This window comes from Limosilactobacillus pontis (assembly GCF_002940945.1).
GTDB lineage: Bacteria > Bacillota > Bacilli > Lactobacillales > Lactobacillaceae > Limosilactobacillus > Limosilactobacillus pontis_A.
Window position 1 is genome coordinate 53,477 of the sequence record NZ_PNFV01000008.1, and the last position, 21,505, is coordinate 74,981.

A 21,505-nucleotide genomic window follows, 5' to 3' on the forward strand; every position below is an offset into this window, starting at 1 on the left:
ATGAGAATGAATCACAAGATTACGGAAACATTAGAATTTGCGCGTGTCAAGGGGATGCTGGCCCGTTACCTGGTTTCAGCGGCCGGCCATCACGAACTGGAACACATGGCGCCTCAGGGGGATTATGACCGTGTCCAACGCTACCTGACGGAAACAACTGACGGAGCCGATATTCTGCGCCTGGAAGGCGGTATCCCGATTCCTAAATTGGCCGATATCCAGCCGCAGATGAAGCGGCTCAAGATTGGTGCCAACCTGAACGGGACGGAACTGGCCCAGATTACTAAGGTTTTGCAGACCAGCATGAGCGTGAAAAACTTCTTCGACCAGATGCGGGAGAAGAAGATCAAACTCCGCGTTCTCGACCAGCTGGTGGATCGGTTGATAACTATTCCGTCGATCACCCAGCGCTTGGTTCGGTCGGTGGACCCGGATGGCCGGTTGAACGATGAGGCTTCTAGCAAGCTGCACGGGATCCGGCAGCTGATCGTTAAGACCGAGGGGGAGATCCATCAGCAGATGGAACATTACACTCGGGGGAAGGGGGCCAAGTATCTCAGTGAACCGGTAGTAACGATTCGAAACGATCGCTACGTTGTGCCAGCCCTGGCCCGTTACCGCAATAAGCTTGGTGGGGTCGTCCATGATCAAAGTGCCAGTGGCCAGACCCTCTACATCGAACCAGCTGGGGTGGTTGAGTATAACAACCGTCTCCGCCAGGCTCAGATTGAGGAGCGCCAGGAAATGCTACGGATCTTAGCCGAACTGTCAGCCCTGATTGCTCCTTATCGTCACGACATTCAAAACAATGAGCGGGTACTGGGAAAGCTTGACTTCATTAACGCTAAGGCAGCCTTGGCCCACGATATGAAGGCTAGTCTGCCCCTGTTGAGCCAGGAGAACCATGTTAACCTCCGTCATGCCCGTCACCCCTTGATTGATCCACACAAGGTAGTGCCTAACGACATCAAGGTTGGCGACGACTACCAGGCAATTGTGATTACAGGTCCTAATACTGGTGGGAAAACGATCACCCTGAAGACGTTCGGGTTAATTCAGCTGATGGGACAATCGGGGCTCTTCATTCCTGCCGAGGAGGGGAGCACGATTGGTGTCTTTGACAATATCTTCGCCGACATCGGGGATGAGCAATCATTAGAGCAGAACCTGTCGACCTTTTCGGGACACATGGACAATGTGAAGGCAATCCTCGAGCAGGTTACTAACCGGAGCCTGGTCCTGCTGGACGAACTAGGGGCTGGGACCGACCCGAAGGAGGGGGCGGCCCTGGCGATGGCAATTCTTGATCAACTCGGCAGCAAGGGGAGTACGGTCGTTATCACGACCCACTACCCGGAACTAAAGGTTTATGGTTACGACCGCGCTAAGACGATCAACGCCAGTATGGAGTTTGACCAAGAAACTCTTCAGCCGACCTACCGGCTTCTATTAGGGATTCCCGGTCGGTCCAACGGGATTGAGATCGCCCAACGACTGGGAATTGATTCGACTGTGATTGACGAGGCCCGTTCCCTAGTCAGTGACGATAGTCAGGAACTCAATCAGATGATTGGTGACCTGGTAGCCCAACGCAAGGCCGCTCGCGAAGAGAATGAGCGCCTGAGCAAGCTGGTGACGGCCAATGAACGGACCCAAAAGGAGCTGGATGAGAAGCTGAACCGGTTTAACGAGCAGCGTGATAAACTCTTCGACCAAGCTCGTTCTCAGGCCAACCACCAGGTATCGATGGCCAAGCGCAAGGCTAACAGCATTATTCACCACCTCCGTCAACTGGAGGTTCAACAGGGGGCAAATGTTAAGGAAAATCAGCTGATCGACGCTCAAGGAGCCTTAAACGCCCTGCACCAGGAGAATCCGCACCTTAAGCATAACAGCGTTCTCAAGCGGGCTAAGGCCAAGCACGACCTTCATGTTGGAGATGCTGTCTTAGTCAAGTCCTATGGTCAATACGGTGAACTTCTTGACAAGCGGGGAAAGCATAAGTGGGAGGTTCAGATTGGAATCCTCAAGATGGAGATTGATGAGCATGACCTAGAGAAGGTTACCAAGAAGGAACTACCGAAGGAGAAAAACAAGCGGCGAACGAGTGCCGTGCATACCACCCAGACCCGCCGTACGTCGGCCCGGCTCGACCTGCGTGGTCACCGCTACGAGCAAGCGATGAGTGAACTTAGCGACTTTATTGACCACGCCCTTTTGAACAACCTGTCCTCGGTCACCATCATCCACGGGAAGGGAACCGGGGCCCTGCGGAAGGGGACCCAACAATATCTGCAGAGCAACCCGCGGGTCAAGTCTTTCTCCTATGCTGCCCCGAATAATGGTGGCGATGGGGCGACGATTGTCAACCTATAGTTTACCGAATAAAAGTAAGCAGTAATCGTGACAGGCCTGCCTGTCTCTGCTAGAATAAAAGTAATCAATTCGATAGGAGGACGAGCAAATGGCTGTTAACGTAACAACTGACCAAAGCTTTGAACAGGACACGGCCACCGGGGTTGCCTTGATCGATTTCTGGGCAACCTGGTGCGGTCCATGTCGGATGCAATCACCAGTAGTTGAGGCATTATCCGAGGAGATGCCAGAAGTTAATTTCTTCAAACTGGACGTTGACCAGAATCCGGCTACCGCTCAGCAATTCCGGATCATGAGCATTCCAACCTTAATGATTAAGAAAGATGGTCAGGTGGTTGACCAGATTGTCGGTTATCATCCAAAAGAACAGTTGCAGCAGATCCTGCAACAATACACAGCATAAGTAAAAGACCTGGTGAGCTAATTTCACCAGGTCTTTTGCTTATTGTTTACGTTTCTTCAGCAGAGAGTGCTTGTGCTTCTTTTGGGGAGCCGGCTTATTGTCCTGCGGGGCGGCAACATGAATGAAGGTTACCAGCTCGCTGCGTTCGCTGTCGGCATCGCTCTTTGGGTCGTTCTTAACAGTGATATCGACGTATTCATGGTGACGATCAGTAATCTCTGCCTCGGCCACCGTACCGAGCTGGAACTCGATCTCCTGGGCCAGAAAGCCTAGTTCGAGACCAAAGGAGGTCTGTTCCTCATCACGCCGGATGCGCTCGACAACGATCGGCCCGCCCAGCCGCCAGACCTGGCTGGTCTTATCGTGCCGGCGTAGCTGTAAGTCTCCGAGTCCCAGTTGGTGAGTCAAAATGATGAGATCATCATGAGTGGCAACCGGATATTCCCGGGCCAGATCCTTTCCAATCCAGTAGAGCATATCGTCGGCTTCCTTGCCGAGGATGCTTGGCAGGATTACGTCACGCAGGGTCCCGTTCATCAGGCCTTGGTGACTGGCTAGCAATTGATCATAACTTTTTTGACTCATTAGACTTTTCGCTCCTTTATCGCAATCATTCCTATTATACTTAAAAATAGTGGTGGGAATAGTAAAAGTTCTAAAAAACTTGCAAATTCTCTGCTGGAAAACGATAATATAGTTTCAAGCAATTTTACGCAGATTAAGTTTAAATGTTAATTAATGAGGTGAAGGAAATGGATGAACGGCCAATCGGCTTAATGGATTCTGGGCTCGGTGGTCTATCGGTGATGCGGGTCTTGCATAAGCAGCTGCCCCGCGAATCACTGATCTTCGTGGGTGACCAAGGTCACTTTCCCTATGGGACCAAGAGTCAGGAGGAGTTGCAGCATTTGGTACTAAACATCGGTCACTTTCTGGTTGACCAGGGCATCAAGATGATGATTGTGGCTTGCAACACCGCCACCGGGGCAGCCCTGCCCCTCCTGCAACGAGTGCTGCCGGTACCGGTGATTGGGGTGATTGAGCCTGGAGCCATAGCAGCCGTTCACCACCATTTGCAGACGGTCGGGGTGATCGGCACCGCATCGACGATTGCTAAGGGAGCCTATCCAGCAACCATTCACCGTTTGGATCCCCAAATGAAGGTTTTCAGCCACGCCGCGCAAGAGATGGTGCCCATCGTTGAACACGGCCTGACCGGGACCCCTCAAGCCCAGACAACGGTCAACTCGGCACTGGCGTTCTTTGACCAGCACCCGGTTGACGGTCTGATCCTAGGATGTACCCACTTCCCGTTTTTGACCCCTGAGATCCAGCAAAAAATGAGTTCAGACGTTCTTTTGATTGACCCGGCCTATGAGACAATCAAGCAGGCCCAGACGACGCTGACAGACCGGGACTTGCTGGCAAATCAGGGTACGGGAACGATTAAGTTATTTACGACCGGTGAGCGGGCGGAGTTGGTGGCTGGCGCTGAACGGTGGCTAACTGGCCAGTTCACAAGCTGCGATCACGTTGACCTATAGATGCAGATAAGGAGGGCGATATAGATGACCACGTTAGTAATTGCCACCAAGAACGCTGGTAAGGCCAGGGAATATCGGAAGATGTTGGCCCCACATAATATCACGGTGAAGACACTTGCTGACTTTGCACCGATTGCTATCAATGAGAACGGAACCAGCTTTGAAGAGAATGCTACGATCAAGGCTCAAACGGTGATGAAGAACCTGAATCTGCCGGTGATGGCCGACGATTCAGGGTTGGCGGTTGATGCACTGGATGGGGCACCAGGCATCCACTCGGCCCGTTATGCTGGTGATCACGACGACGCAGCCAATAACGCCAAGCTCCTGCGAGCGCTTGCCAGTATTCCTGATGACCGGCGGACGGCCCACTTTCACACAACGATTGTGGCCCTCAAACCGGACGGCGCTAAGCTAGTTGCCAACGGTCGGGTTGATGGACGAATTCTTCATGAGCGCCGGGGAGATAACGGCTTTGGCTATGATCCCCTGTTTTTCATTGACTCGCTGGGCAAGTCAATGGCTGAATTGACGGCCGACCAGAAGAATGCTATCAGTCACCGGGGTGCGGCTCTGCGTGACTTTATGTCCCAGTTCCCAGAATGGTGGCGAGCATAATGAAGATCTTGATTATCAGTGACAACCATGGGGACCAGGAGATTCTTGAGCAGATTACCGCACGCTGGCAGGATCAGGTTGACCTCATGATTCATTGTGGTGATTCGGAAATGGCACCGACCCTTTCAGTGATGAAGCGGTTTAAGGTCGCTGTCTTAGGCAATAACGATTTGGGCCTTGATTATCCGCTAGAACAGACGGTGGAGAAAGCTGGCCAGCGGGTCTATGCTACTCACGGCCACCGCTACCAGGTTAACTCTACCTTGACACCATTGATGCTGAAGGGACAGGAGCAGCAGGCGGCAATGGTTTGCTATGGTCACACTCACCAATTGGCGGTAACAGAAGCAGAGGGGATGTTGATGATCAACCCTGGCAGCATTAGTTTGCCACGGGGGTCGTACGCCTATCTCGGTGGTACCTTTGCAGTGGTAGAGCTAAACCTTGACCGTTTTGTCGTTGACTATTATGATCGCACTAGCCAGCCGGTTGACGACCTGCACTTCGTCTTTGACCGTAAGGAGGGACGTTCTTGATTGACCAACACCTGGAGCAGATGCTCTTGACTAATAAGCGAAAGTTTATGATTCCGGCCAGCCTGGTCGCCACCGTTAACGTTACCAACAGTCTTGACCATGCCTTTCTGGTGTTGACCAAGGACCACTATGCCAAAATCGTGGTGGTTGATAATGACAACCACTACCGGGGACTAATTTCGTTGTCAATGATTACCGATCACCTCCTGGATACTCATAAGATCGCCATTAACCGTCTTCAGAAGTTAGTAGTTGGCGATGTTATGCAGACGAACGCTCCAGTCATTACCAATCCTTTTGATGTCGAAGAGAACCTGCACTTGTTGATTGACCAGTCTTTCCTAACGGTAGTTGATGATGATCAGCATTTCCGGGGAATTGTCACCAGGCGGGAACTTCTGAAAGCTGTAAACTATACTGTCCACAATTTTGCACACTTCTATCAGGTTCAGAATAAATAAAAAATGGCCGCCGAAAAAAGTTCGGTGGCCATTTCATATTTAGGCATCGTTCTTAAGTAGCTGCTCGATTGTTCTGAGAACGCCGTCATGGTTATTATCAATGGCAGTGGTGTGAGCTGCCTGTAGTTTGATGACAGGGTTGGCATTTTGCATGGCGTAGCTACGGGCAGTCATCGCCAGCATCCCCAGGTCATTTTCGTTATCGCCAAACGTAACGATCTCGTCGTCAGCCAGGTGCAATTGATGTTGAAGGATGGCTAAAGCATTGCGTTTGGTTCCCCTGGCGTTTCCAATTAGGTCGGTGTTGAAGCCAGAGTTTTCAACGATTAACGATGGTGGCAGATAACCATCCATCACGGCAGCTACCCGATTAAGATCGATATGGGATGCAAAGTTGACCGAGATCTTGGTGAACTGTTCGTTAGGATACTGACTGAAGACCTGACGAATATCGGGCACTCGAACCACCTTTTCATAGAAGAGCTTGATGACGGCAAAGTTTTTGGCGTCCATTTGTTGGTCAACGTAGGAGTTTGTTGGTCCGGAGACGACTAGCTGGTTGATGTCCTGGGGACCATAAAAACGGTCGAGAATATGCATTACCCGTTCTAAGGCGGTTACCTCGATTGGGTAAGCAGTTAGGAACTGGTGTCCATGGTGAATAACTGAACCGTTTTGCGAGATGAAGTCCATCTGGTCGACGTAGGGCTGAAATTCCCGGGCAAGGCGGGGAAAGCTAGACCCGCTCGCCGCCACAAAGCGGATATGGCGCTTCTGTAGCTGGCGGAATATGTGTTTGAAAAGACGGTGGTTGTAGTGATGATCATCACGTAGAAAGGTGCCGTCCATGTCAGTGGCAATTAGTTTAATGCTCATTATAATGATTTCCTTCCCATGATAGCGGAATGTTCTTAGCGTGCAAGGCTTGAAGGTAGGCAGCCAGGAACCTGCTGGATACCTGCGATTGACTGCCGTTGGCGACAGTAATCGTTACTCGAAAGACCAGCTGAGTACCAACAGTGACTGGGCCGACGATTACTGGCTGGTCACGTAACTGTGGGGTGGTGGCAACCAGCTTCTGGTTGACAGCCTTCACAGTGGCAGCGACCTCGCTGATCACCGCGTTTGGCGCGATATAGATATCAACGTTGGTGACCATGTCGTTGCGGGAAAAATTGCGGACAATTGTAATGTTGCGGTTGGGGATGTAGTTAAGGGTACCATCAGCGCTGGTTACCTTGGTAGTTCGGATTCCTAGGGCAGTGACGGTGCCCTTTATCTGGTCGATTTCAACGATATCCCCCACGTCCAGCTGTTGTTCGAGCAGGATGAAAAAGCCATTGACAAGGTCGCTTACAAATCCTTGGGCCCCCAGGCCGAGGGCAATGCTGAAGATCCCGGCTCCAGCAATCAGGGTCCCTACCGGTACGCCGATTTCAGAGAGCAGGGCGTACAGAAAGAAGAAGTAACAGGTGTAGCGATAAATATTAAGGGTCAAGGCCCGGATGGTCGCTAGCCGGTTACTGTTCTTGAGCAACTGGTGTTTGTTGGATTCCAGGAATAAGTGGTTGATTACTAACCGCCCGATCCAGAAAATGATCGCAAACAGCAGGATTGTCAGGACAATCAGCAGAAGCTTGTTGAGACATTGCCGGAGAATCTGGTGCCAGGATAGGTCGGTAAAAGCCTTGCGCACCTCCTCAATTTGTTTGTTAAGCTGGGCATTGCTGGCAGCGATGACCATATTATCTTCCTCCTCGTTCGGCTAATTAGGTCAATTCTAACAAGGAATACCGTAAAATGTCGATAGGACAATTGTTGTTTGTGCCCATTTTGTGATATTCTTGTCTTAAATGAATGATGACAGATAAACACTTAAGAAGGAGGGGTACCATGACTTTTGGACAGTTAGCAGGTCTGATCGCTGCGATCGCCTTTTTAATCCTGGTTGTGTTCGCCTGTGTTGTACTGACCCAACTGAGTAAGACTATGAAGGAAGCCAACGCCACAATTAAGGTTCTGACTCGTGACATGGATAACCTAAGCAAGGAGGTCGAGGATGTCCTCGGCAACACCAACACCCTGCTTGATGATATCAACAAGAAGTCAAGTCAGCTGGATCCGGCCGTCAAGGCAGTTGCTGATGTTAGCCAGAGCGTGATCGACGTCAACAACAGCTTGCATGAGATGACCGAGAAGGTTAACGCCCGCCGTGAGAAGGCTCAGTTAGGGATGGGACTATTGAGGACTGCTGGCAAGGCCGCCGTTGTTAACGGCCTTGCTCGTTTCAAGAAGCGACGTGCAGAAAAGAAGGGAGTCGATACTGATGAGTAAAAAGGTATTACTTGGAACAATTCTGGGAAGTGTAGCTACTGTAGCAGCCTGGAAGCTTCTGCCAAGCGCGAAGAAGACGGCATTAAAGCAGCGGGTTAACGCGACGGCCACTGACTTTGCTGACCGAACCACTGATTACGCCTTGGATGCTTTGGACATTGTCGATGCCAAGATGGCAGAGAGCGAGGCCGACGAGAAGTTCAGCGGTGTGGTCGACAGTGTCAAGGGAGCCAAGGATAAAGCTAAGCAGACTGCTAGTCACCTGGCTGATCGGCTGACTAATGATGATTTTGATCGGGAAACGGCTGATATCCGTCAGGAGCTGGCTAACGCAATTCACCCAGACGACAACGACGACCAGGTAGTTGACGATGACATTGTGATCGATGCAACAGATGCTGATGATCAGGATGAGAAGACGGATAAATAATTAAGATTGGTTTGCCAGTAATTGACCGATTGTTTGAAAAAGGGAGCGACGATAGTAGTGATGACTACTGTTACAGCTCCTTTTTTTGATGTGTGTTATTTTCAGAGAGAATAAAAGATCGCTAATTATCAATTTCTTGTTGAAAACGTTTGCCATTTGAGGGCCGATCTGCTATATTAGTTAAGTTATGAAAAACTATGAAAACAGACAAGATCAATAAAGAAAGGGCTATCTTATGGAGAAACAATCAGTAACAATTTACACCGTTGCACGTGAAGCACGGGTATCGATGGCAACTGTTTCGCGGGTTGTCAATGGTAATCCAAATGTCAAGCCAGCCACTCGTCAGAAAGTGATGGATGTCATCAAGCGGCTCAACTACCGGCCGAATGCGGTGGCACGGGGCCTTGCCTCTAAGAAGACGACCACGGTTGGGGTAGTCATTCCCCGGATTACCGACCCGTACTTTGCAGACCTGGCTCTCGGGATTGACGATATTGCTTCAATGTACAAGTACAACATTATCCTGACCAATTCCGATAACGATGATGATAAGGTCCTTAAGGTTGTTCGCAACCTCCTAGCTAAGCAGGTCGATGGGATTATCTTCATGGGCTTCAACATGCCAGATGAGTTGAAAGAGGAGCTCAAGAGCAGCAATACACCAGTGGTGGTTGCTGGGTCAGTGGTTAACGATGATGACTTGGCAACGGTCCGGATCGACTATCAAAACGCGGCTAAGGAGGCCACCCTTAAGCTTCTTGATAACGCCAAGGATAATGTTGCATTCGTTACTAGTTCCCTGAAGTACACGATTAACGGGCAGGCCCGGCTGAGTGGTTACCAGGCTGCCCTGCAGGAACGTCAAGTTGCCTTTGACGACCAGCTGGTTGTGGAAACCGACGGTACTTACCAGTCTAGCTATGACCAGGCCAAGAAACTGGTGGCTGCTGGGATAAAGGGTGCCTACGTCAGTGATGATAAGCTAGCGGTCGGCCTTCTTAACGGTTTGACTGACAACGGGGTCAAGGTACCAGAGGAATTTGAGATTATCTCATCTAATGATACAAACTACACGAAGATTTCACGGCCAACGATTTCCTCAATCACCCAGCCGACCTACGACATTGGGGCAATTGCCATGCGGTTGTTGACCAAGCTGATGGATAGTAACGAGTCGACTACCGATGAGAAGGACGTTATCCTGGATCATGGCTTCGCTAAGCGGCAGTCAACCCGGTAATTTGTCTTGACAACACGTAGTGAATTACGGGCCCAGCGAACGGCCGCCCAAAGGACTGAACCGACTCCGCAGCAAGTACCTGAACCGGATATGGCACCAGAGAAGAGTCACCACTTTTTCAACTTCTGGGGAACCATCTTCCTAATCCTCTTCGTGTTGAGTACAATTCTTAACGCAACGATTCTTAACCCGAAGTTTGTCCTGCACGAGGTTCGGGATTCGGTGGTGGAGACGACAATCACTGATCAGGTCAATGGGGCCTTAGAACGATACGGGGTACCAACCTCGCTTCTGACCGACAAGGATACCGATAACCTACTCAATCAGGCAGTCAATCAGGTCTATGCCGGCAAGAATATTCACCTTGACCTCAGCTCAGTTACTCAGCGGGCCGGAGCGACGACTGATAACGAGCTTGCTCAGTACGGTCTTGCAGGGATCGGCAATACAGTTTCGGCCAACTTAGGACAGAGTGTCAATAATGTGGTTAACAGCCAGCTGAACACGCCTGGAGTGGCTCGGCTGGCCAACGGTATTCACCTTGCTCGTTTGACCAGTAATGCCGTTTTTGCGTTAACTGGTATTGGCCTGTTGGTCCTGGCGGTGTTAGGGTTTCTTGGGCACCACTTTACCCGTAGCTTTAGTCGGATGGGAGTTTGGACGGTGGTCATTGACGGTGCCATCTGTGGTATAGTTGGCAAGCTGGCCCCGCAGCTGGCAGCCGACCAGCCTGACTATACCGCCTTTGTTGCCCAGTTGGCGACCAGCTTCATGCACACGGCTTGGGCAACCATTGGCTTGGTCCTTGTGGTGACTATCGGCCTATTTATCTGGCGGGTATTCGCCGGGCGCTTGCTTTCCCGTCGGTAACCTTGAATTAATCTCTAAACTTTGCTAAAATTTATCTGTTTATCACATTAATTAAGAAAAGAGGAGTCAGTAATGTCAGGACATTCAAAATGGCATAACATTCAAGGGCGGAAGAACGCCCAAGATGCTAAGCGTGGTAAGATTTTCCAAAAGATCTCACGTGATTTGTACCAAGCAGCTAAAGCAGGTGATCCTGATCCAGCGAACAACGCACAACTGCGTTTGGTAATTGACAAGGCACATGCGGCTAACATGCCAAAGAAGAACATCGACCGGGCCATTGCTAAGGCTTCTGGTATTGGTGGTGCCAAGTTCGAAGAGGTAACCTACGAGGGTTATGCTCCAGGCGGTGTTGCTGTTATGGTTTCCGCACTGACTGACAACAAGAACCGGACGGCTTCCGCAGTTCGTTCCGCTTTCAGTCACTCTGGCGGTTCCCTGGGTGCTAGTGGTTCCGTTTCCTACATGTTTGATCGCAAGGGATTGATTGAGATCCTTCGTGACGGTTTGGATACCAGTGAGGACGACATGTTGATGGACGCATTAGACGCCGGTGCCGATGATATGAAGGCCGACGACGAGAAGTTCCAGATCTTCACCGACCCAAGCAGCATGGCCAGCGTGCGTGATGCTCTGCAATCCAAGGGTTACGAACTTGATACGGCTGAGGTAACGATGATTCCACAAAACCGGACCGCCGTTCCTGAGGACAAGGTCAAGCAATACCGGCACTTAATTGATGAATTGACTGCTAATGATGACGTTGCCGATATCTATGAAACTGGGATCCTGCCAGACGACGATGATGACGAAGAAGAATAATTAGGGTATTACCCCACCAAGAGCTACCGAATTTTCGGTGGCTCTTTTTTCATTTTAAACTGCCATTTTACCGTTCTTATTAAGTAGGGGGGATGGATAATGGAAGCTTTTGAAAAGGATCTGAACGTAATTACCAGTCGGCGGATTGCCGACCTCTACGTCCTGCCATTCAAGCACTACTACCGCTTGATGGTGGCTCAGCAAGGGCAATTAAAGCTGTTCAAGGAGGTGCCCACGGAGTACGGCTGTCGACTGATTGCTTACCTGAAATACCGAGCCGACATGGCCGTTAGTGAACATCGGCGACCACAATTGGGGGCAATGAGCTGGCACTGTGGCCCAGAGAAGATCAACCTACGCTTGTCCAGTGTTGGCGACTATCAGGGTCGCGAATCGCTAGTGGTACGTTTTATCTACCAGCTGACTGATGACCGTTACCACCTGCTTTTCCCACAGCAGTGGCAGGAACTCAAGTCGCTGTTGCATCGCCGGGGACTTGTCCTGTTTGCGGGGCCAATGGGGTCGGGGAAGACTACGACAATGTACCAACTGGCACGTGAGCTGGCCCAGGACCAAATAGTGATGACAATCGAGGATCCAGTCGAGATCAATGAGCCCCGCTTCATTCAGTTACAGATCAACGAGCTGGCGGGGATGGGTTATCAGCAACTGTTACGGTTGGGATTGCGTCACCGGCCCAACGTTTTTCTCATTGGGGAGATCCGTGATCCCCAGACAGCCATGATGACAGTTCAGGCGGCGCTGAGTGGCCACCTAGTGTTAGGGACGGTTCACGCCCGGGATGCCTACGGGGTGATCGCCCGTCTGGTTCAGCTAGGGGTGGAGCCGTATTATCTAGAACAGGTGATGACCGGGATTTGTTACCAGCGTCTGCTGATGCGGACAGATGGTCGGCAGGCAGTTTTGTTTGACCTGCTGAGCGGTGCAGTTCTGGTTGATGAGATTAAACAGCAGAAGGGGAGGGGGATGACTAATGCGTGGGCACGATACCTTGAGCAGGCAGTGGCGACGGCTCAGATTACACCTGAAGAGGCAACACGGTACCAAAACGGTTAAATTCTCGGCTGCCGAACAGGGGCGGTGGTTCCTTCTGCTTCACGATTTGCTGGCGGTAGGGTTCTCACTCCAGCACGCCCTCAGTTTTACGAAGACGGTGATGCCAGGCTTAATACCGATCCTAAGCGATGTTGAACGGCAGCTGGCGGCGGGTGAGATGCTGGCGACCGGTTTGCAGAAATACGTCAGTCAGGATCTCTACTACCAACTGCGTCTAGCCGAACAGCACGGTGCCCTGCCTCAGACATTAAGCGAGTTGGGGACCCTTCGAATGACTGCAGTTCGCCAGCGGCGCAAACTTCGCAGTCTGCTCCAGTACCCATTGATCTTGCTTGGGATGCTAGCAATGGTCGTTTGTGGCCTTATTATCTTTGTCTACCCAGAACTTCACAGTTGGCAGGCCCGACCAGGAAGTGATCGTTGGCAGACGCTAACAATCAACCTGGGGATTTACCTATTGACCTGTTTATTGATTGTCGGTGGTCTGCATTGGTATCGGTGGCGGCGTCTGTCACCATGCCAACAGATGATCCGCCGGTGTCACTGGCTGATTGTGGGGCGCAGTTATCGGCTGTATTACAGTTACTATTTGACGTCTAACCTGGCGGGAATGCTCCGCCATGGCTTATCCCTCCAGGAAATTATTCGGGTGACAAATCAGTACGGGAAGCAGTCACTTCTTTACCAGTTCAGCGCGATCATCCGTCAGTTGGTAGCCGAGGGCGAGCAGTTTGATCGAGTAATTGTTCGCTACCCCTTTATCCCCAATGAGCTGGTGGTCTTCATCAATAAAGGGATCACCTTAGAGGAATTGGGTGATGAGTTGACTGTTTTTGCTCAACTCCAATTCAAGCGTCTGGTTTGTTCGATCGAGCGGCTGTTGGTTTGGGTACAGCCAATGATTTTTGTTTTGATTGCTACGGTAATCGTCACCCTCTATCTGAGCATTCTCTTACCAATTTATCATTCCTTACAGGGGGTTGCCTAACATGATGAGAAGATATCTGATGAAAAAACGTACTGGATTCACTTTGCTGGAAATGTCAATAGTTCTCTTTATTATCAGCCTGTTGATCTTGATCATCCTACCAAACCTAGCCCAGCAGCGGCAGAATGCTAACCGGATTCACCGGAATGCAATGGTTTCGGTTGTTCAGACCCAGGTAGATTCCTATGAGAACGAGACGGGACATGCCAGCGTGAGTTTGGACCAGCTTCAGGAACACAATTACCTGACTTCAGCCCAGGTTCAGAAAGCTAAAAAGGAAGGCATTACAATTGTCAACGGGAAGGCGGTTCACCGATGAGAAGCATGCGGGCTTTCACCAGTATTGAGATGATCGTGGTACTGGGGATGGTGGTGGTTATCTATTGCCTACTGGGGCCAAGCTTTAATCCGAGCCGGCAGGCAATCGTCGAACAGGAATTTTGGCACGGAATGCGGCAGGAGTGGCGTGCTGCTCAGGTTGCCGCCCAGGTTCATCACCAGACAACGGTAATCGATTATCATCCTGCTAGCCAGCAAATTGAATTTGACCGCACTGGTAAAATAACCCGCCTAGCTATTCCCTCGACGCTCAAGGTTGATCGCTTCGGCAGGTTTGTGATTGACGACTCGGGCTATACGGCACCGCAGACGATGCGGTTTACATCACGGCGCGAGCATTGCTTTTATCTAATGAAGATTCAATTGGCGTGGGGAGGCTATCGACTTGAAAAACTATCAGATTAAGGCGTTTGTGATGGCCGATAGCATTCTGGCTCTGGCGGTGGTTACCCTGGGAATTGTGACCCTATTGACCACCCAGCAGCAATTGACCCGTCAGCAAGCCCGTCATGATACACATTTGATAGCAGCACGGCTGGCTAAAGAAAGCGGTGATCAGCTGGTGGCCACGGGGCGGCCAGCGACAATCGAACGTAATGGCTTTCGGGCAGTTGCTGCCCCAGGACGGATTACAGTCTATCAGGGTTCACGATTGGTGGTGCTATTGAAGAGATGAAACGACTAACCGGCTTTACGATTATCGAGTGTGTTATCGCACTTGCAATCACTACCCTAACGATATTACTTGCGGGGTGGGGACTGACTGCACTTTCGACCAGTAATCGTCATTCGTTGGACAGTTCGGTTGACTGGTACATTTTTTTGCAGGAAATGGAGGCCGACAGTCACCACTTTATCCTGAGAAAGGTAGCTGGAACCGAACTCCAGGTATATAGCCCCAGGACTGGATTTGTCTATACTCTTCAGGGGCGTGATGTCCTATATCTGAAGGCCTGGGGCCGGGGTGGCTATCTGCCACTGCTTGAAGGCATCCAGGGGAAGACCTGCCGGTTTAAACAATTGGTTGGTCAGCGAGTCCGTGTGGAGGTGGTACGAGAAAATGGCGAGAAATTGGTGGGGATTATTCAGTTCTATCATGCGTAAACGGTCCGGCTACGTCCTGCTGACAGCGATGATTATTCTGATGGTTATCTGTCTGACGGTGGTTTGGCAATACCATTATTACAGTCAGCAGTGGGCGATTGAGGATCAACTGGCCCGGCATTTTCTCCGGGAAGCGGCTCATAACTTGGCAAATAAAAAATAATTGTTTAGTGAACGGCGGATTCTTGAATTTGTCGGGTTTAATCGGTAAACTATTAAGTGGAATGATTGTAATCTAACGGAGGTGACCAACACTGGCACAGCAAACACCACAACAATTATTTCAACTGTTTGACCAAGGGACGGAGATTCTGCAGGCAGCTTTGCGGAGTTCCTACTTGGATGCCATGCTTGAGAATATTGAGAATGTCATTGACAATGAGGTTCAAGTTGAGGATGGGGTACCCGATCCGGCAACGGTTAAGAAGTTGCAGGATATTTACCGACAACTCGACATCGCTGCCGCGGATTCAGAGACCCTTCGTCAGCTGGTGCAGCTGAGTTTCTTGAAGGTAATTCGTAAGGATGCCATCCAGGCCAATCACCAGATGACACCGGACACGATTGGATTTTTGATGGCTTTCTTGATTGAGAAGGTTACAAGGCTTAATCGTCCATACACCATTTTTGATCCAGCGGTAGGGACTGCCAATCTGTTGACAACGGTCGTCAATCAATTGCAGAAGGCCAGTGGGGAACCTGTCCATGGTTACGGAATCGATAACGATGCCGCAATGCTGGAGGTTGCTAGTGCCAGTGTCGCCCTGCAGAAGCTGGACGTGGACCTGTTTCACCAGGATGCGGTTAACGCGCTGGACATTCCACAATGTGACTTGGCCGTTGCCGACCTGCCGATTGGTTACTACCCACTGGATCAAAATACCCAAAACTACCAAACCCGGGCCAAGGAGGGGCATTCCTATGTTCATCACCTGTTGATTGAACAGTCGATGAATTACCTGCGGCCGGGCGGCTTTGGTGTATTTTTGGTGCCAAGTAACCTGTTTCAGACCAAGGAATCACAGTCATTTGTCAAATGGATTCAGTCGGTGGCCTATCTGCAAGGACTCGTCAACCTGCCTGCCGAATTATTTGCTAATCCCGCTGCACAGAAGGCTATCCTGCTCTTGCAGCGGCAAGGCGGTGACAGTAAGCAGGCGACGAAAGTTCTTCTTGGTGAATTTCCGTCGTTCAAGGATACAAAGAAGTTCAGTGCCTTTGTGAAGGAAATCGACCATTGGGTTGCCACGAATTTAGTTCAATAAAAGGAGACAATTTATAATGTCAAAAACAATTGCCGTTAACGCTGGTAGTTCAACGTTAAAGTTTAAGTTATTCGATATGCCAAGCGAAGACGTGGTTGCTGAAGGAACCATCGAACGGATTGGCGAAAAGATGGGCCACGCTAAGATTAAGTACGGTGACGGCCAGAAACACGAAGAAGAGAAGCCGTTTGCTGACCATGGGGCAGCCGTTAACTATCTGCTGGACCAACTGATTGCCTTAGGGATTGTCAAGACCTATGATGAGATCACAGCTGTCGGTCACCGGGTTGTTGCCGGAGGTGAATTTTTCAAGGACTCTGCGGTTATCAATGATGACGTCATCAAGAAGATCGACGAATTGTCCGAATACGCACCGTTGCATGACCCTGCTGAGCTGGTCGGGATCAAGGCCTTTCGTAAGGTTCTGCCAAATGCTTTTGCAGTTGCCGTTTTTGACACCTCCTTCCACGTCAACATGCCAAAGATGAACGCTCTATATAGCGTGCCATATGAGTGGTATGAAAAGTATGGTGCACGGAAGTATGGTGCCCACGGGACCAGTCACCGTTATGTTGCCGGCCGGGCAGCAGCTATGCTGGGCAAGCCGCTTAAAGATCTTAAGTTGATTACAATGCATATTGGGGCTGGGGCTTCCATCACAGCTGTTAAGGATGGCAAGTCTTTCGATACTTCGATGGGCTTCTCCCCGCTTGCTGGGATCACGATGGCTACTCGTTCTGGGGATGTTGACCCATCACTAGTGGCCTTCGTCCAGGAAAAGCTGGGTGTCTCTTCGCAGGAAATGATTAACATTTTGAATCATAAGTCCGGTCTGCTGGGGATTTCTCAACTATCACCAGATATGCGTGATATCTTAGCCGCGGCCGATAAGGGTAACGATCAAGCCCAGCTGGCTCTTGATATGTACGTTAACCGGATCGTCCGTTACGTTGGTGCCTATATTGCTGAAATGGGTGGTGCTGATGCAATCGTCTTTACGGCCGGTGTTGGTGAAAATAGTATTCCGGTTCGGAAGATGGTTACCGACAAGCTGGCTTACTTTGGGATCAAGATCGATCAAGATAAGAACCAGTGTCACGGGGTTGAACGTGACCTGTCTACACCAGATGCTAAGATTAAGACCCTTTTGATTCCAACCAACGAAGAATTGATGATTGTTCGCGATATTGAGCGGTTGAAGAAGGAACAGAGCAATTAATTGTTGAATACTGATTAAGAAAAAATAACCTAAGACGGTGTGCAACCTGTCTTAGGTTATTTTGTATAGTGAAAGGAGAAGGTGATAAAATGCAGTTTGTAACGGCTGACACCCATTTTTTCCATAGCGACCTGCTGGGGATCGATGACTTTGCGCCACGCCCTTTTCTCAACGTTCAGACGATGAACCAGGCCATCATTGATAATTGGAATTCCAAGGTCGGACCCAATGATACGGTCTATCACCTTGGGGATATCGCCCTTTATTTCACCAAGCCCGCGAAGAAGTCCCATGCCGCAGTCCTGGATATTTTAAACGAGCTTCATGGTCATCTGGTTCTAATTAAGGGTAATCACGATAGTCACGCGCTCTTTAAGTACTTGGCGGCTCATAACTATGACTTTGGTGGAAGTCCTAAGTTTAGTTTTCACGATGTTGGGGTCCTGCTAAAGTATGACCATCGTCAATATTACTTGACTCACTATCCCATGATGCTGGGGATTGCGCCTCAAATCGTCAATCTCCATGGTCATATCCATCACTATGCAGTTCCGGTCAAGGAGAATATCAACGTCGGTGTTGACAGCCCGGAGCTTGATTATCTTACCAGCAAGCCAGCTTTCGGCGAACCATTGAGCTTTCGTGAGGTGGAACAGATGGTTAAATGTAAGGCAGTGGACCTTGCTAAGCGGCGGTGAGGACTTGTGGTATGATTTACAGAGATAGATTGTAAAGGGGAATTTGGATGAACCGAGCAAGAATACAAGATTACATTGACCAGCGTGAGGAACAGCGGGCGGACCTATACCACTTTGCGCCCCAGGATCACACCCACTTCACGCTCAATAATCATCCTTATGAGCTAGTTAAGGAATACCGTGATGGCTTTAACGGTGCTGAGTTGGCTAAGCGTTACAGTAATATTCTTAGTAAATATGACTATATTGTTGGGGACTGGGGTTATGGTCAGCTTCGCCTGAAGGGTTTTTACGCCAAGGGCAACCCCCGTTATAGTCCTGAACAGGGGGTCGACACGATCGAAGACTATTTATATGAGGATTGTAACTTCGGCTGTGCCTATTTTGTTATTCACAATGATGATGTACACGTGCCTCGGCGTCGACGTCGGAAGAAGAGCCCAGTGATTAAGGAACGGCGTCGTAAACTCAAGCAGCCGGGGGTGCGTCACCGTCGTCACCAACATGCCGAACGGGTTAAAACGAGTAATCACCAGCAGAAGTTTGTTATTCATAAGCGTCGACAAGGAGCAGAAAAATGAAGAACTACCAGGGATACTTTATCGATCTCGATGGAACAACATACAAGGGAACCGAACGTATACCCGCTGCCGCTCGGTTTATTAAACGACTACAGGCAGCAGGTAAGACAGTGCTGTTTGTAACCAATAACAGCACGCGGACACCAGAATTCGTGGCTGACAATCTCCGTAACAACCATGGAATTGACGTCACGGCTGATAATGTTTACACAACTGCCCTAGCCACCGCTGACTATCTTGACCGGGTGGCTGAGGAACATCGACGGGTGTACATGGTCGGGGAGACCGGCCTACAGACCGCCTTGCAACAGCGTCATTTTCAGTTAACTGATCAGCATCCTGATTACGTAGTTGTGGGGTTGGACTCAAAGGTTACCTATGCCAAATTGGAGACGGCTGTGTTACTGATTCGGGCCGGGGCTACTTTTATCGGGACCAACGCCGATAGCAACCTGCCTAACGAACGGGGAATGGTACCGGGGGCTGGTTCCTTGGTCAAGCTGGTTGAGTACGCAACTCAACAAAAACCGTTGATGATCGGCAAGCCCGAGGCTACCATTATGCAAATGGCTTTGCAGAGGACGGGGCTGACTCATGACCAGGTAGTGATGGTTGGCGATAACTATAATACGGATATTCGAGCCGCTATCAATACAGGAATGGATAGTCTGCTGGTCTACACTGGTTTATCGACGCCAGAACAGGTAGCGAAGATGGCAGTCCAGCCGACCTATACGGTGAAGAGTCTTGATGAATGGACAATTGATTAAGAACGTGCGGGCAATCGTGACGGTCGTACTATGTGTGCTGGCCGTAATAGGGATTGCCCTTTTTGTAACCGTTAACTTATCGACACTATTTATCCATCTGCCATCACGCGGTCAGCTTAACCTAAGCCCAGTGGCGATTCGGGCTGATTATCGCCGCTTATTGTTATATCTTCAGCAACCTTGGCCTGCCCATTTGTGCCTTCATAATATACCACTGAGTCCTCAGGCGGCCAGTCATTTTCGCGATGTCCGTCATCTCATGCTTGCCAGTGAGCTGATAGGTTTGGGTAGTCTAGTGAGTGCTGTCTGGCTGTTAAGAAAACAAAAACGGCAAGGACAGCTGTGGCGCGTGCTCTTACCGTTAAAATGGCTGGTGTATTTATTTGTGATGGTGGTGTGGATACCAATAATTAATTTTTCAACGAATTTTATCTGTTTTCACCAGTTGGTGTTTAACAATTATAACTGGGTCTTTGTGCCAGACCGGGACCCGATTATTATACTGATGCCGGAACAGTTTTTTTGGCAACTTTTTATAGCCTTTGTGGTGATCATACTTGTCCTGCTTGGACTTTTGTGGATTTGGATGACGTTTCAATTAGGATTTCTCAAGCTTCGAACGGATAAAGCCAACGATAGCCGGTATCAGTGTTACGATGATAATGGCCAGGATAATGACTGAGAAGTGCTCCTGAACAAAGGGAAGATTACCGAAGAAGTAGCCACAGGCACAACATAGGGCAACCCAACTGGTACAGCCGATGATGCTGTAACGGATGAAACGTCGGTAGGGGAACCCGGATCCTGCAGCTGCGAAGGGAGCAAAAGTCCGAATGATTGGCATATAGCGAGCCAGGATGATTGCCGGTGCTCCATGCTTTTCAAAGAAGCCCTCTGCTTTGGCGAGACTTTCTTTATTGATGAGTTTTCCAAATAGGGAATGGTTGGAGAGACTTTTACCGATCTTGTGTCCAATTAGGAAGTTGAGGGAGTCTCCAGCTAAACAGGCAAAGAGAAAGGTTAGAACAAAGATCCAGATATTGAGATGGTAACGTGGATCAGCTGCTAGGGCACTAGCGGCAAAAAGCAGTGAATCTCCTGGTAAGAAGGGCATGATAACTGCTCCAGTTTCAATAAAGATAATTGCCAACAGGATAAAGTAGGTGCTGTTGCCAAATTGATTGACGATTTGAATTAGGTGGACATCAATATGGAGAATGAAATCTATTAAAGTAGACAATTTTTGCTCCTTTTAATTTTTATTGTTAACAATATCTGAGTTTAGCAAGATTAATCCTCTTTGTGAACCATAATTTTAGAAATATATAAAATAAATAAAAGAAAAGACTTGTGGTAATTGTTTGCCTTCAAGTTAATAGAGTGAGTAAGAATAGGTGGGATGTTAAAATTGATGAGTCATAAACCGAACTTTAAAATTATAAGAAATATATAGTTCGGAATAAAGAAATAAGATTAAATTGATCGTTAAAAAAGTTATTGACATTGAAAAGCGATCACGGTATAGTAATTAACGTTGTCGATGACCGAAATGGTAATTTTAATTATTTGTTCAAATTGCTTGTTGACAGTCATTCGGTAACATGATATATTATCAAAGTTGCTTGTTGATTGCGTCGACTGATAAAAAAGTTCTTGACATTCAATTAGCGAGTATGATAAAATGTTCTTGCTGGTTTTGGCCAGCACGGTAGACCTTTGAAAACTGAACAAAGTTTTTGACGAACTAAATGTGTAGGGTCTTCAATCACTTCGGTGATTTGAAGCAAAACATTTGCGAAGTCAATTCGCTTAATTAATTTGATTTAG

The 21,505-nt window shown here is 49.3% G+C and carries 28 protein-coding genes; 24 read left to right on the forward strand and 4 right to left on the reverse strand.

Annotation, left to right across the window (positions count from 1 at the left end; translation table 11 throughout):
- Window positions 1-6: 6 nt before the first annotated feature.
- Together CK797_RS07235 and trxA are read left to right on the forward strand one after the other, a co-directional pair.
- Window positions 7-2,376, forward strand: coding sequence for an endonuclease MutS2 (locus CK797_RS07235; protein WP_104689090.1), 2,370 nt, complete (start codon window positions 7-9; stop codon window positions 2,374-2,376).
- Window positions 2,377-2,464: 88 nt separating this feature from the next.
- A complete protein-coding gene (trxA, locus tag CK797_RS07240; RefSeq protein WP_104689091.1) occupies window positions 2,465-2,779 on the forward strand; it encodes a thioredoxin in 315 nt (104 codons plus the stop codon).
- A gap of 39 nt (window positions 2,780-2,818) precedes the next feature.
- On the opposite strand, the gene CK797_RS07245 is transcribed toward trxA, so the two are convergent.
- Entirely contained in the window at window positions 2,819-3,364 is a 546-nt protein-coding gene (locus tag CK797_RS07245) for a YslB family protein (RefSeq protein WP_104689092.1), read from the reverse strand.
- A 167-nt stretch (window positions 3,365-3,531) separates the two neighbouring features.
- Between CK797_RS07245 and murI the strand changes: the two genes are divergently transcribed.
- Genes murI through cbpB form a run of 4 tightly spaced genes read left to right on the forward strand, consistent with a single transcriptional unit; the run spans window position 3,532 to window position 5,938 of the window.
- On the forward strand, window positions 3,532-4,323 hold the full coding sequence (murI, locus tag CK797_RS07250; RefSeq protein ID WP_104689093.1) for a glutamate racemase: 792 nt from the start codon (window positions 3,532-3,534) through the stop codon (window positions 4,321-4,323).
- 24 nt (window positions 4,324-4,347) lie between these two features.
- Window positions 4,348-4,941, forward strand: coding sequence for an XTP/dITP diphosphatase (locus tag CK797_RS07255; RefSeq protein WP_104689094.1), 594 nt, complete (start codon window positions 4,348-4,350; stop codon window positions 4,939-4,941).
- Window positions 4,941-5,477, forward strand: a complete 537-nt coding sequence (locus CK797_RS07260; protein ID WP_181049544.1) for a metallophosphoesterase — start codon at window positions 4,941-4,943, stop codon at window positions 5,475-5,477. Before CK797_RS07255 ends, CK797_RS07260 begins: the two co-directional genes overlap by 1 nt.
- The gene (gene cbpB / locus CK797_RS07265) at window positions 5,474-5,938 is read left to right on the forward strand and encodes a cyclic-di-AMP-binding protein CbpB (RefSeq protein WP_104689095.1); all 465 of its coding nucleotides are present in this window, start codon (window positions 5,474-5,476) and stop codon (window positions 5,936-5,938) included. Before CK797_RS07260 ends, cbpB begins: the two co-directional genes overlap by 4 nt.
- Before the next feature lie 39 nt (window positions 5,939-5,977).
- Here the strand turns inward: cbpB and CK797_RS07270 are convergent, their stop codons facing one another.
- The gene (locus CK797_RS07270) at window positions 5,978-6,814 is read right to left on the reverse strand and encodes an HAD-IIB family hydrolase (protein ID WP_104689096.1); all 837 of its coding nucleotides are present in this window, start codon (window positions 6,812-6,814) and stop codon (window positions 5,978-5,980) included.
- Complete coding sequence (locus CK797_RS07275) at window positions 6,804-7,682, reverse strand: mechanosensitive ion channel family protein (protein ID WP_104689097.1); 879 nt, start codon at window positions 7,680-7,682, stop codon at window positions 6,804-6,806. Before CK797_RS07275 ends, CK797_RS07270 begins: the two co-directional genes overlap by 11 nt.
- Before the next feature lie 149 nt (window positions 7,683-7,831).
- Between CK797_RS07275 and CK797_RS07280 the strand changes: the two genes are divergently transcribed.
- The 18 genes from CK797_RS07280 (at window position 7,832) to CK797_RS07360 (ending at window position 20,360) form a co-directional block, all read left to right on the forward strand.
- Complete coding sequence (locus CK797_RS07280; protein WP_104689098.1) at window positions 7,832-8,272, forward strand: DUF948 domain-containing protein; 441 nt, start codon at window positions 7,832-7,834, stop codon at window positions 8,270-8,272.
- Window positions 8,265-8,702 (forward strand): hypothetical protein, encoded by a 438-nt coding sequence (locus tag CK797_RS07285; RefSeq protein ID WP_104689099.1) that lies wholly within the window; start codon window positions 8,265-8,267, stop codon window positions 8,700-8,702. The genes CK797_RS07280 and CK797_RS07285 overlap by 8 nt, the downstream gene beginning before the upstream one ends.
- A gap of 235 nt (window positions 8,703-8,937) precedes the next feature.
- Window positions 8,938-9,945, forward strand: a complete 1,008-nt coding sequence (gene ccpA / locus CK797_RS07290) for a catabolite control protein A (protein ID WP_104689100.1) — start codon at window positions 8,938-8,940, stop codon at window positions 9,943-9,945.
- A gap of 6 nt (window positions 9,946-9,951) precedes the next feature.
- Window positions 9,952-10,815 (forward strand): hypothetical protein, encoded by an 864-nt coding sequence (locus CK797_RS07295; RefSeq protein WP_146085283.1) that lies wholly within the window; start codon window positions 9,952-9,954, stop codon window positions 10,813-10,815.
- A 72-nt stretch (window positions 10,816-10,887) separates the two neighbouring features.
- Entirely contained in the window at window positions 10,888-11,637 is a 750-nt protein-coding gene (locus CK797_RS07300; protein WP_104689102.1) for a YebC/PmpR family DNA-binding transcriptional regulator, read from the forward strand.
- Between the two features lie 99 nt (window positions 11,638-11,736).
- On the forward strand, window positions 11,737-12,714 hold the full coding sequence (gene comGA / locus CK797_RS07305; protein ID WP_104689103.1) for a competence type IV pilus ATPase ComGA: 978 nt from the start codon (window positions 11,737-11,739) through the stop codon (window positions 12,712-12,714).
- A complete protein-coding gene (locus CK797_RS07310; RefSeq protein ID WP_104689104.1) occupies window positions 12,632-13,702 on the forward strand; it encodes a type II secretion system F family protein in 1,071 nt (356 codons plus the stop codon). Before comGA ends, CK797_RS07310 begins: the two co-directional genes overlap by 83 nt.
- A gap of 4 nt (window positions 13,703-13,706) precedes the next feature.
- Window positions 13,707-14,021, forward strand: a complete 315-nt coding sequence (comGC, locus tag CK797_RS07315) for a competence type IV pilus major pilin ComGC (protein WP_104689116.1) — start codon at window positions 13,707-13,709, stop codon at window positions 14,019-14,021.
- Window positions 14,018-14,446, forward strand: coding sequence for a type II secretion system protein (locus tag CK797_RS07320; protein WP_104689105.1), 429 nt, complete (start codon window positions 14,018-14,020; stop codon window positions 14,444-14,446). Before comGC ends, CK797_RS07320 begins: the two co-directional genes overlap by 4 nt.
- Window positions 14,427-14,717: a hypothetical protein gene (locus tag CK797_RS07325; RefSeq protein ID WP_104689106.1), complete on the forward strand. Its 291-nt coding sequence runs from the start codon at window positions 14,427-14,429 to the stop codon at window positions 14,715-14,717. Before CK797_RS07320 ends, CK797_RS07325 begins: the two co-directional genes overlap by 20 nt.
- Window positions 14,714-15,145 carry a ComGF family competence protein gene (locus CK797_RS07330; protein ID WP_104689107.1) on the forward strand — a complete coding sequence of 144 codons (432 nt, stop codon included), beginning with the start codon at window positions 14,714-14,716 and terminating at the stop codon, window positions 15,143-15,145. The genes CK797_RS07325 and CK797_RS07330 overlap by 4 nt, the downstream gene beginning before the upstream one ends.
- Window positions 15,102-15,308, forward strand: a complete 207-nt coding sequence (locus CK797_RS09050) for a hypothetical protein (protein WP_146085284.1) — start codon at window positions 15,102-15,104, stop codon at window positions 15,306-15,308. Before CK797_RS07330 ends, CK797_RS09050 begins: the two co-directional genes overlap by 44 nt.
- 124 nt (window positions 15,309-15,432) lie before the next feature.
- Window positions 15,433-16,410: a class I SAM-dependent methyltransferase gene (locus CK797_RS07335; RefSeq protein ID WP_412458029.1), complete on the forward strand. Its 978-nt coding sequence runs from the start codon at window positions 15,433-15,435 to the stop codon at window positions 16,408-16,410.
- A gap of 16 nt (window positions 16,411-16,426) precedes the next feature.
- Complete coding sequence (locus CK797_RS07340; protein WP_104689108.1) at window positions 16,427-17,629, forward strand: acetate/propionate family kinase; 1,203 nt, start codon at window positions 16,427-16,429, stop codon at window positions 17,627-17,629.
- Between the two features lie 89 nt (window positions 17,630-17,718).
- Window positions 17,719-18,327 (forward strand): metallophosphoesterase family protein, encoded by a 609-nt coding sequence (locus CK797_RS07345; RefSeq protein ID WP_104689109.1) that lies wholly within the window; start codon window positions 17,719-17,721, stop codon window positions 18,325-18,327.
- Window positions 18,328-18,374: 47 nt separating this feature from the next.
- Entirely contained in the window at window positions 18,375-18,908 is a 534-nt protein-coding gene (locus tag CK797_RS07350; protein WP_104689110.1) for a YutD family protein, read from the forward strand.
- The gene (locus CK797_RS07355) at window positions 18,905-19,678 is read left to right on the forward strand and encodes a TIGR01457 family HAD-type hydrolase (RefSeq protein ID WP_104689111.1); all 774 of its coding nucleotides are present in this window, start codon (window positions 18,905-18,907) and stop codon (window positions 19,676-19,678) included. The genes CK797_RS07350 and CK797_RS07355 overlap by 4 nt, the downstream gene beginning before the upstream one ends.
- A complete protein-coding gene (locus tag CK797_RS07360; protein WP_104689112.1) occupies window positions 19,659-20,360 on the forward strand; it encodes a TIGR01906 family membrane protein in 702 nt (233 codons plus the stop codon). Before CK797_RS07355 ends, CK797_RS07360 begins: the two co-directional genes overlap by 20 nt.
- Here the strand turns inward: CK797_RS07360 and CK797_RS07365 are convergent.
- Window positions 20,277-20,918, reverse strand: coding sequence for a VTT domain-containing protein (locus CK797_RS07365; protein ID WP_104689113.1), 642 nt, complete (start codon window positions 20,916-20,918; stop codon window positions 20,277-20,279). The genes CK797_RS07360 and CK797_RS07365 overlap by 84 nt on opposite strands.
- Between the last annotated feature and the right edge of the window lie 587 nt (window positions 20,919-21,505).

Bases quoted from the DNA above. Each gene is read 5' to 3' on its own strand.
- CK797_RS07235 (WP_104689090.1), top strand. From the start codon at position 7: ATGAATCACAAGATTACGGAAACATTAGAATTTGCGCGTGTCAAGGGG.
- trxA (WP_104689091.1), top strand. From the start codon at position 2,465: ATGGCTGTTAACGTAACAACTGACCAAAGCTTTGAACAGGACACGGCC.
- CK797_RS07245 (WP_104689092.1), bottom strand. From the start codon at position 3,364: ATGAGTCAAAAAAGTTATGATCAATTGCTAGCCAGTCACCAAGGCCTG.
- murI (WP_104689093.1), top strand. From the start codon at position 3,532: ATGGATGAACGGCCAATCGGCTTAATGGATTCTGGGCTCGGTGGTCTA.
- CK797_RS07255 (WP_104689094.1), top strand. From the start codon at position 4,348: ATGACCACGTTAGTAATTGCCACCAAGAACGCTGGTAAGGCCAGGGAA.
- CK797_RS07260 (WP_181049544.1), top strand. From the start codon at position 4,941: ATGAAGATCTTGATTATCAGTGACAACCATGGGGACCAGGAGATTCTT.
- CK797_RS07270 (WP_104689096.1), bottom strand. From the start codon at position 6,814: ATGAGCATTAAACTAATTGCCACTGACATGGACGGCACCTTTCTACGT.
- CK797_RS07275 (WP_104689097.1), bottom strand. From the start codon at position 7,682: ATGGTCATCGCTGCCAGCAATGCCCAGCTTAACAAACAAATTGAGGAG.
- CK797_RS07280 (WP_104689098.1), top strand. From the start codon at position 7,832: ATGACTTTTGGACAGTTAGCAGGTCTGATCGCTGCGATCGCCTTTTTA.
- CK797_RS07285 (WP_104689099.1), top strand. From the start codon at position 8,265: ATGAGTAAAAAGGTATTACTTGGAACAATTCTGGGAAGTGTAGCTACT.
- ccpA (WP_104689100.1), top strand. From the start codon at position 8,938: ATGGAGAAACAATCAGTAACAATTTACACCGTTGCACGTGAAGCACGG.
- CK797_RS07300 (WP_104689102.1), top strand. From the start codon at position 10,888: ATGTCAGGACATTCAAAATGGCATAACATTCAAGGGCGGAAGAACGCC.
- comGA (WP_104689103.1), top strand. From the start codon at position 11,737: ATGGAAGCTTTTGAAAAGGATCTGAACGTAATTACCAGTCGGCGGATT.
- CK797_RS07310 (WP_104689104.1), top strand. From the start codon at position 12,632: ATGCGTGGGCACGATACCTTGAGCAGGCAGTGGCGACGGCTCAGATTA.
- comGC (WP_104689116.1), top strand. From the start codon at position 13,707: ATGAGAAGATATCTGATGAAAAAACGTACTGGATTCACTTTGCTGGAA.
- CK797_RS07320 (WP_104689105.1), top strand. From the start codon at position 14,018: ATGAGAAGCATGCGGGCTTTCACCAGTATTGAGATGATCGTGGTACTG.
- CK797_RS07330 (WP_104689107.1), top strand. From the start codon at position 14,714: ATGAAACGACTAACCGGCTTTACGATTATCGAGTGTGTTATCGCACTT.
- CK797_RS09050 (WP_146085284.1), top strand. From the start codon at position 15,102: ATGGCGAGAAATTGGTGGGGATTATTCAGTTCTATCATGCGTAAACGG.
- CK797_RS07340 (WP_104689108.1), top strand. From the start codon at position 16,427: ATGTCAAAAACAATTGCCGTTAACGCTGGTAGTTCAACGTTAAAGTTT.
- CK797_RS07345 (WP_104689109.1), top strand. From the start codon at position 17,719: ATGCAGTTTGTAACGGCTGACACCCATTTTTTCCATAGCGACCTGCTG.
- CK797_RS07350 (WP_104689110.1), top strand. From the start codon at position 18,375: ATGAACCGAGCAAGAATACAAGATTACATTGACCAGCGTGAGGAACAG.
- CK797_RS07355 (WP_104689111.1), top strand. From the start codon at position 18,905: ATGAAGAACTACCAGGGATACTTTATCGATCTCGATGGAACAACATAC.
- CK797_RS07360 (WP_104689112.1), top strand. From the start codon at position 19,659: ATGAATGGACAATTGATTAAGAACGTGCGGGCAATCGTGACGGTCGTA.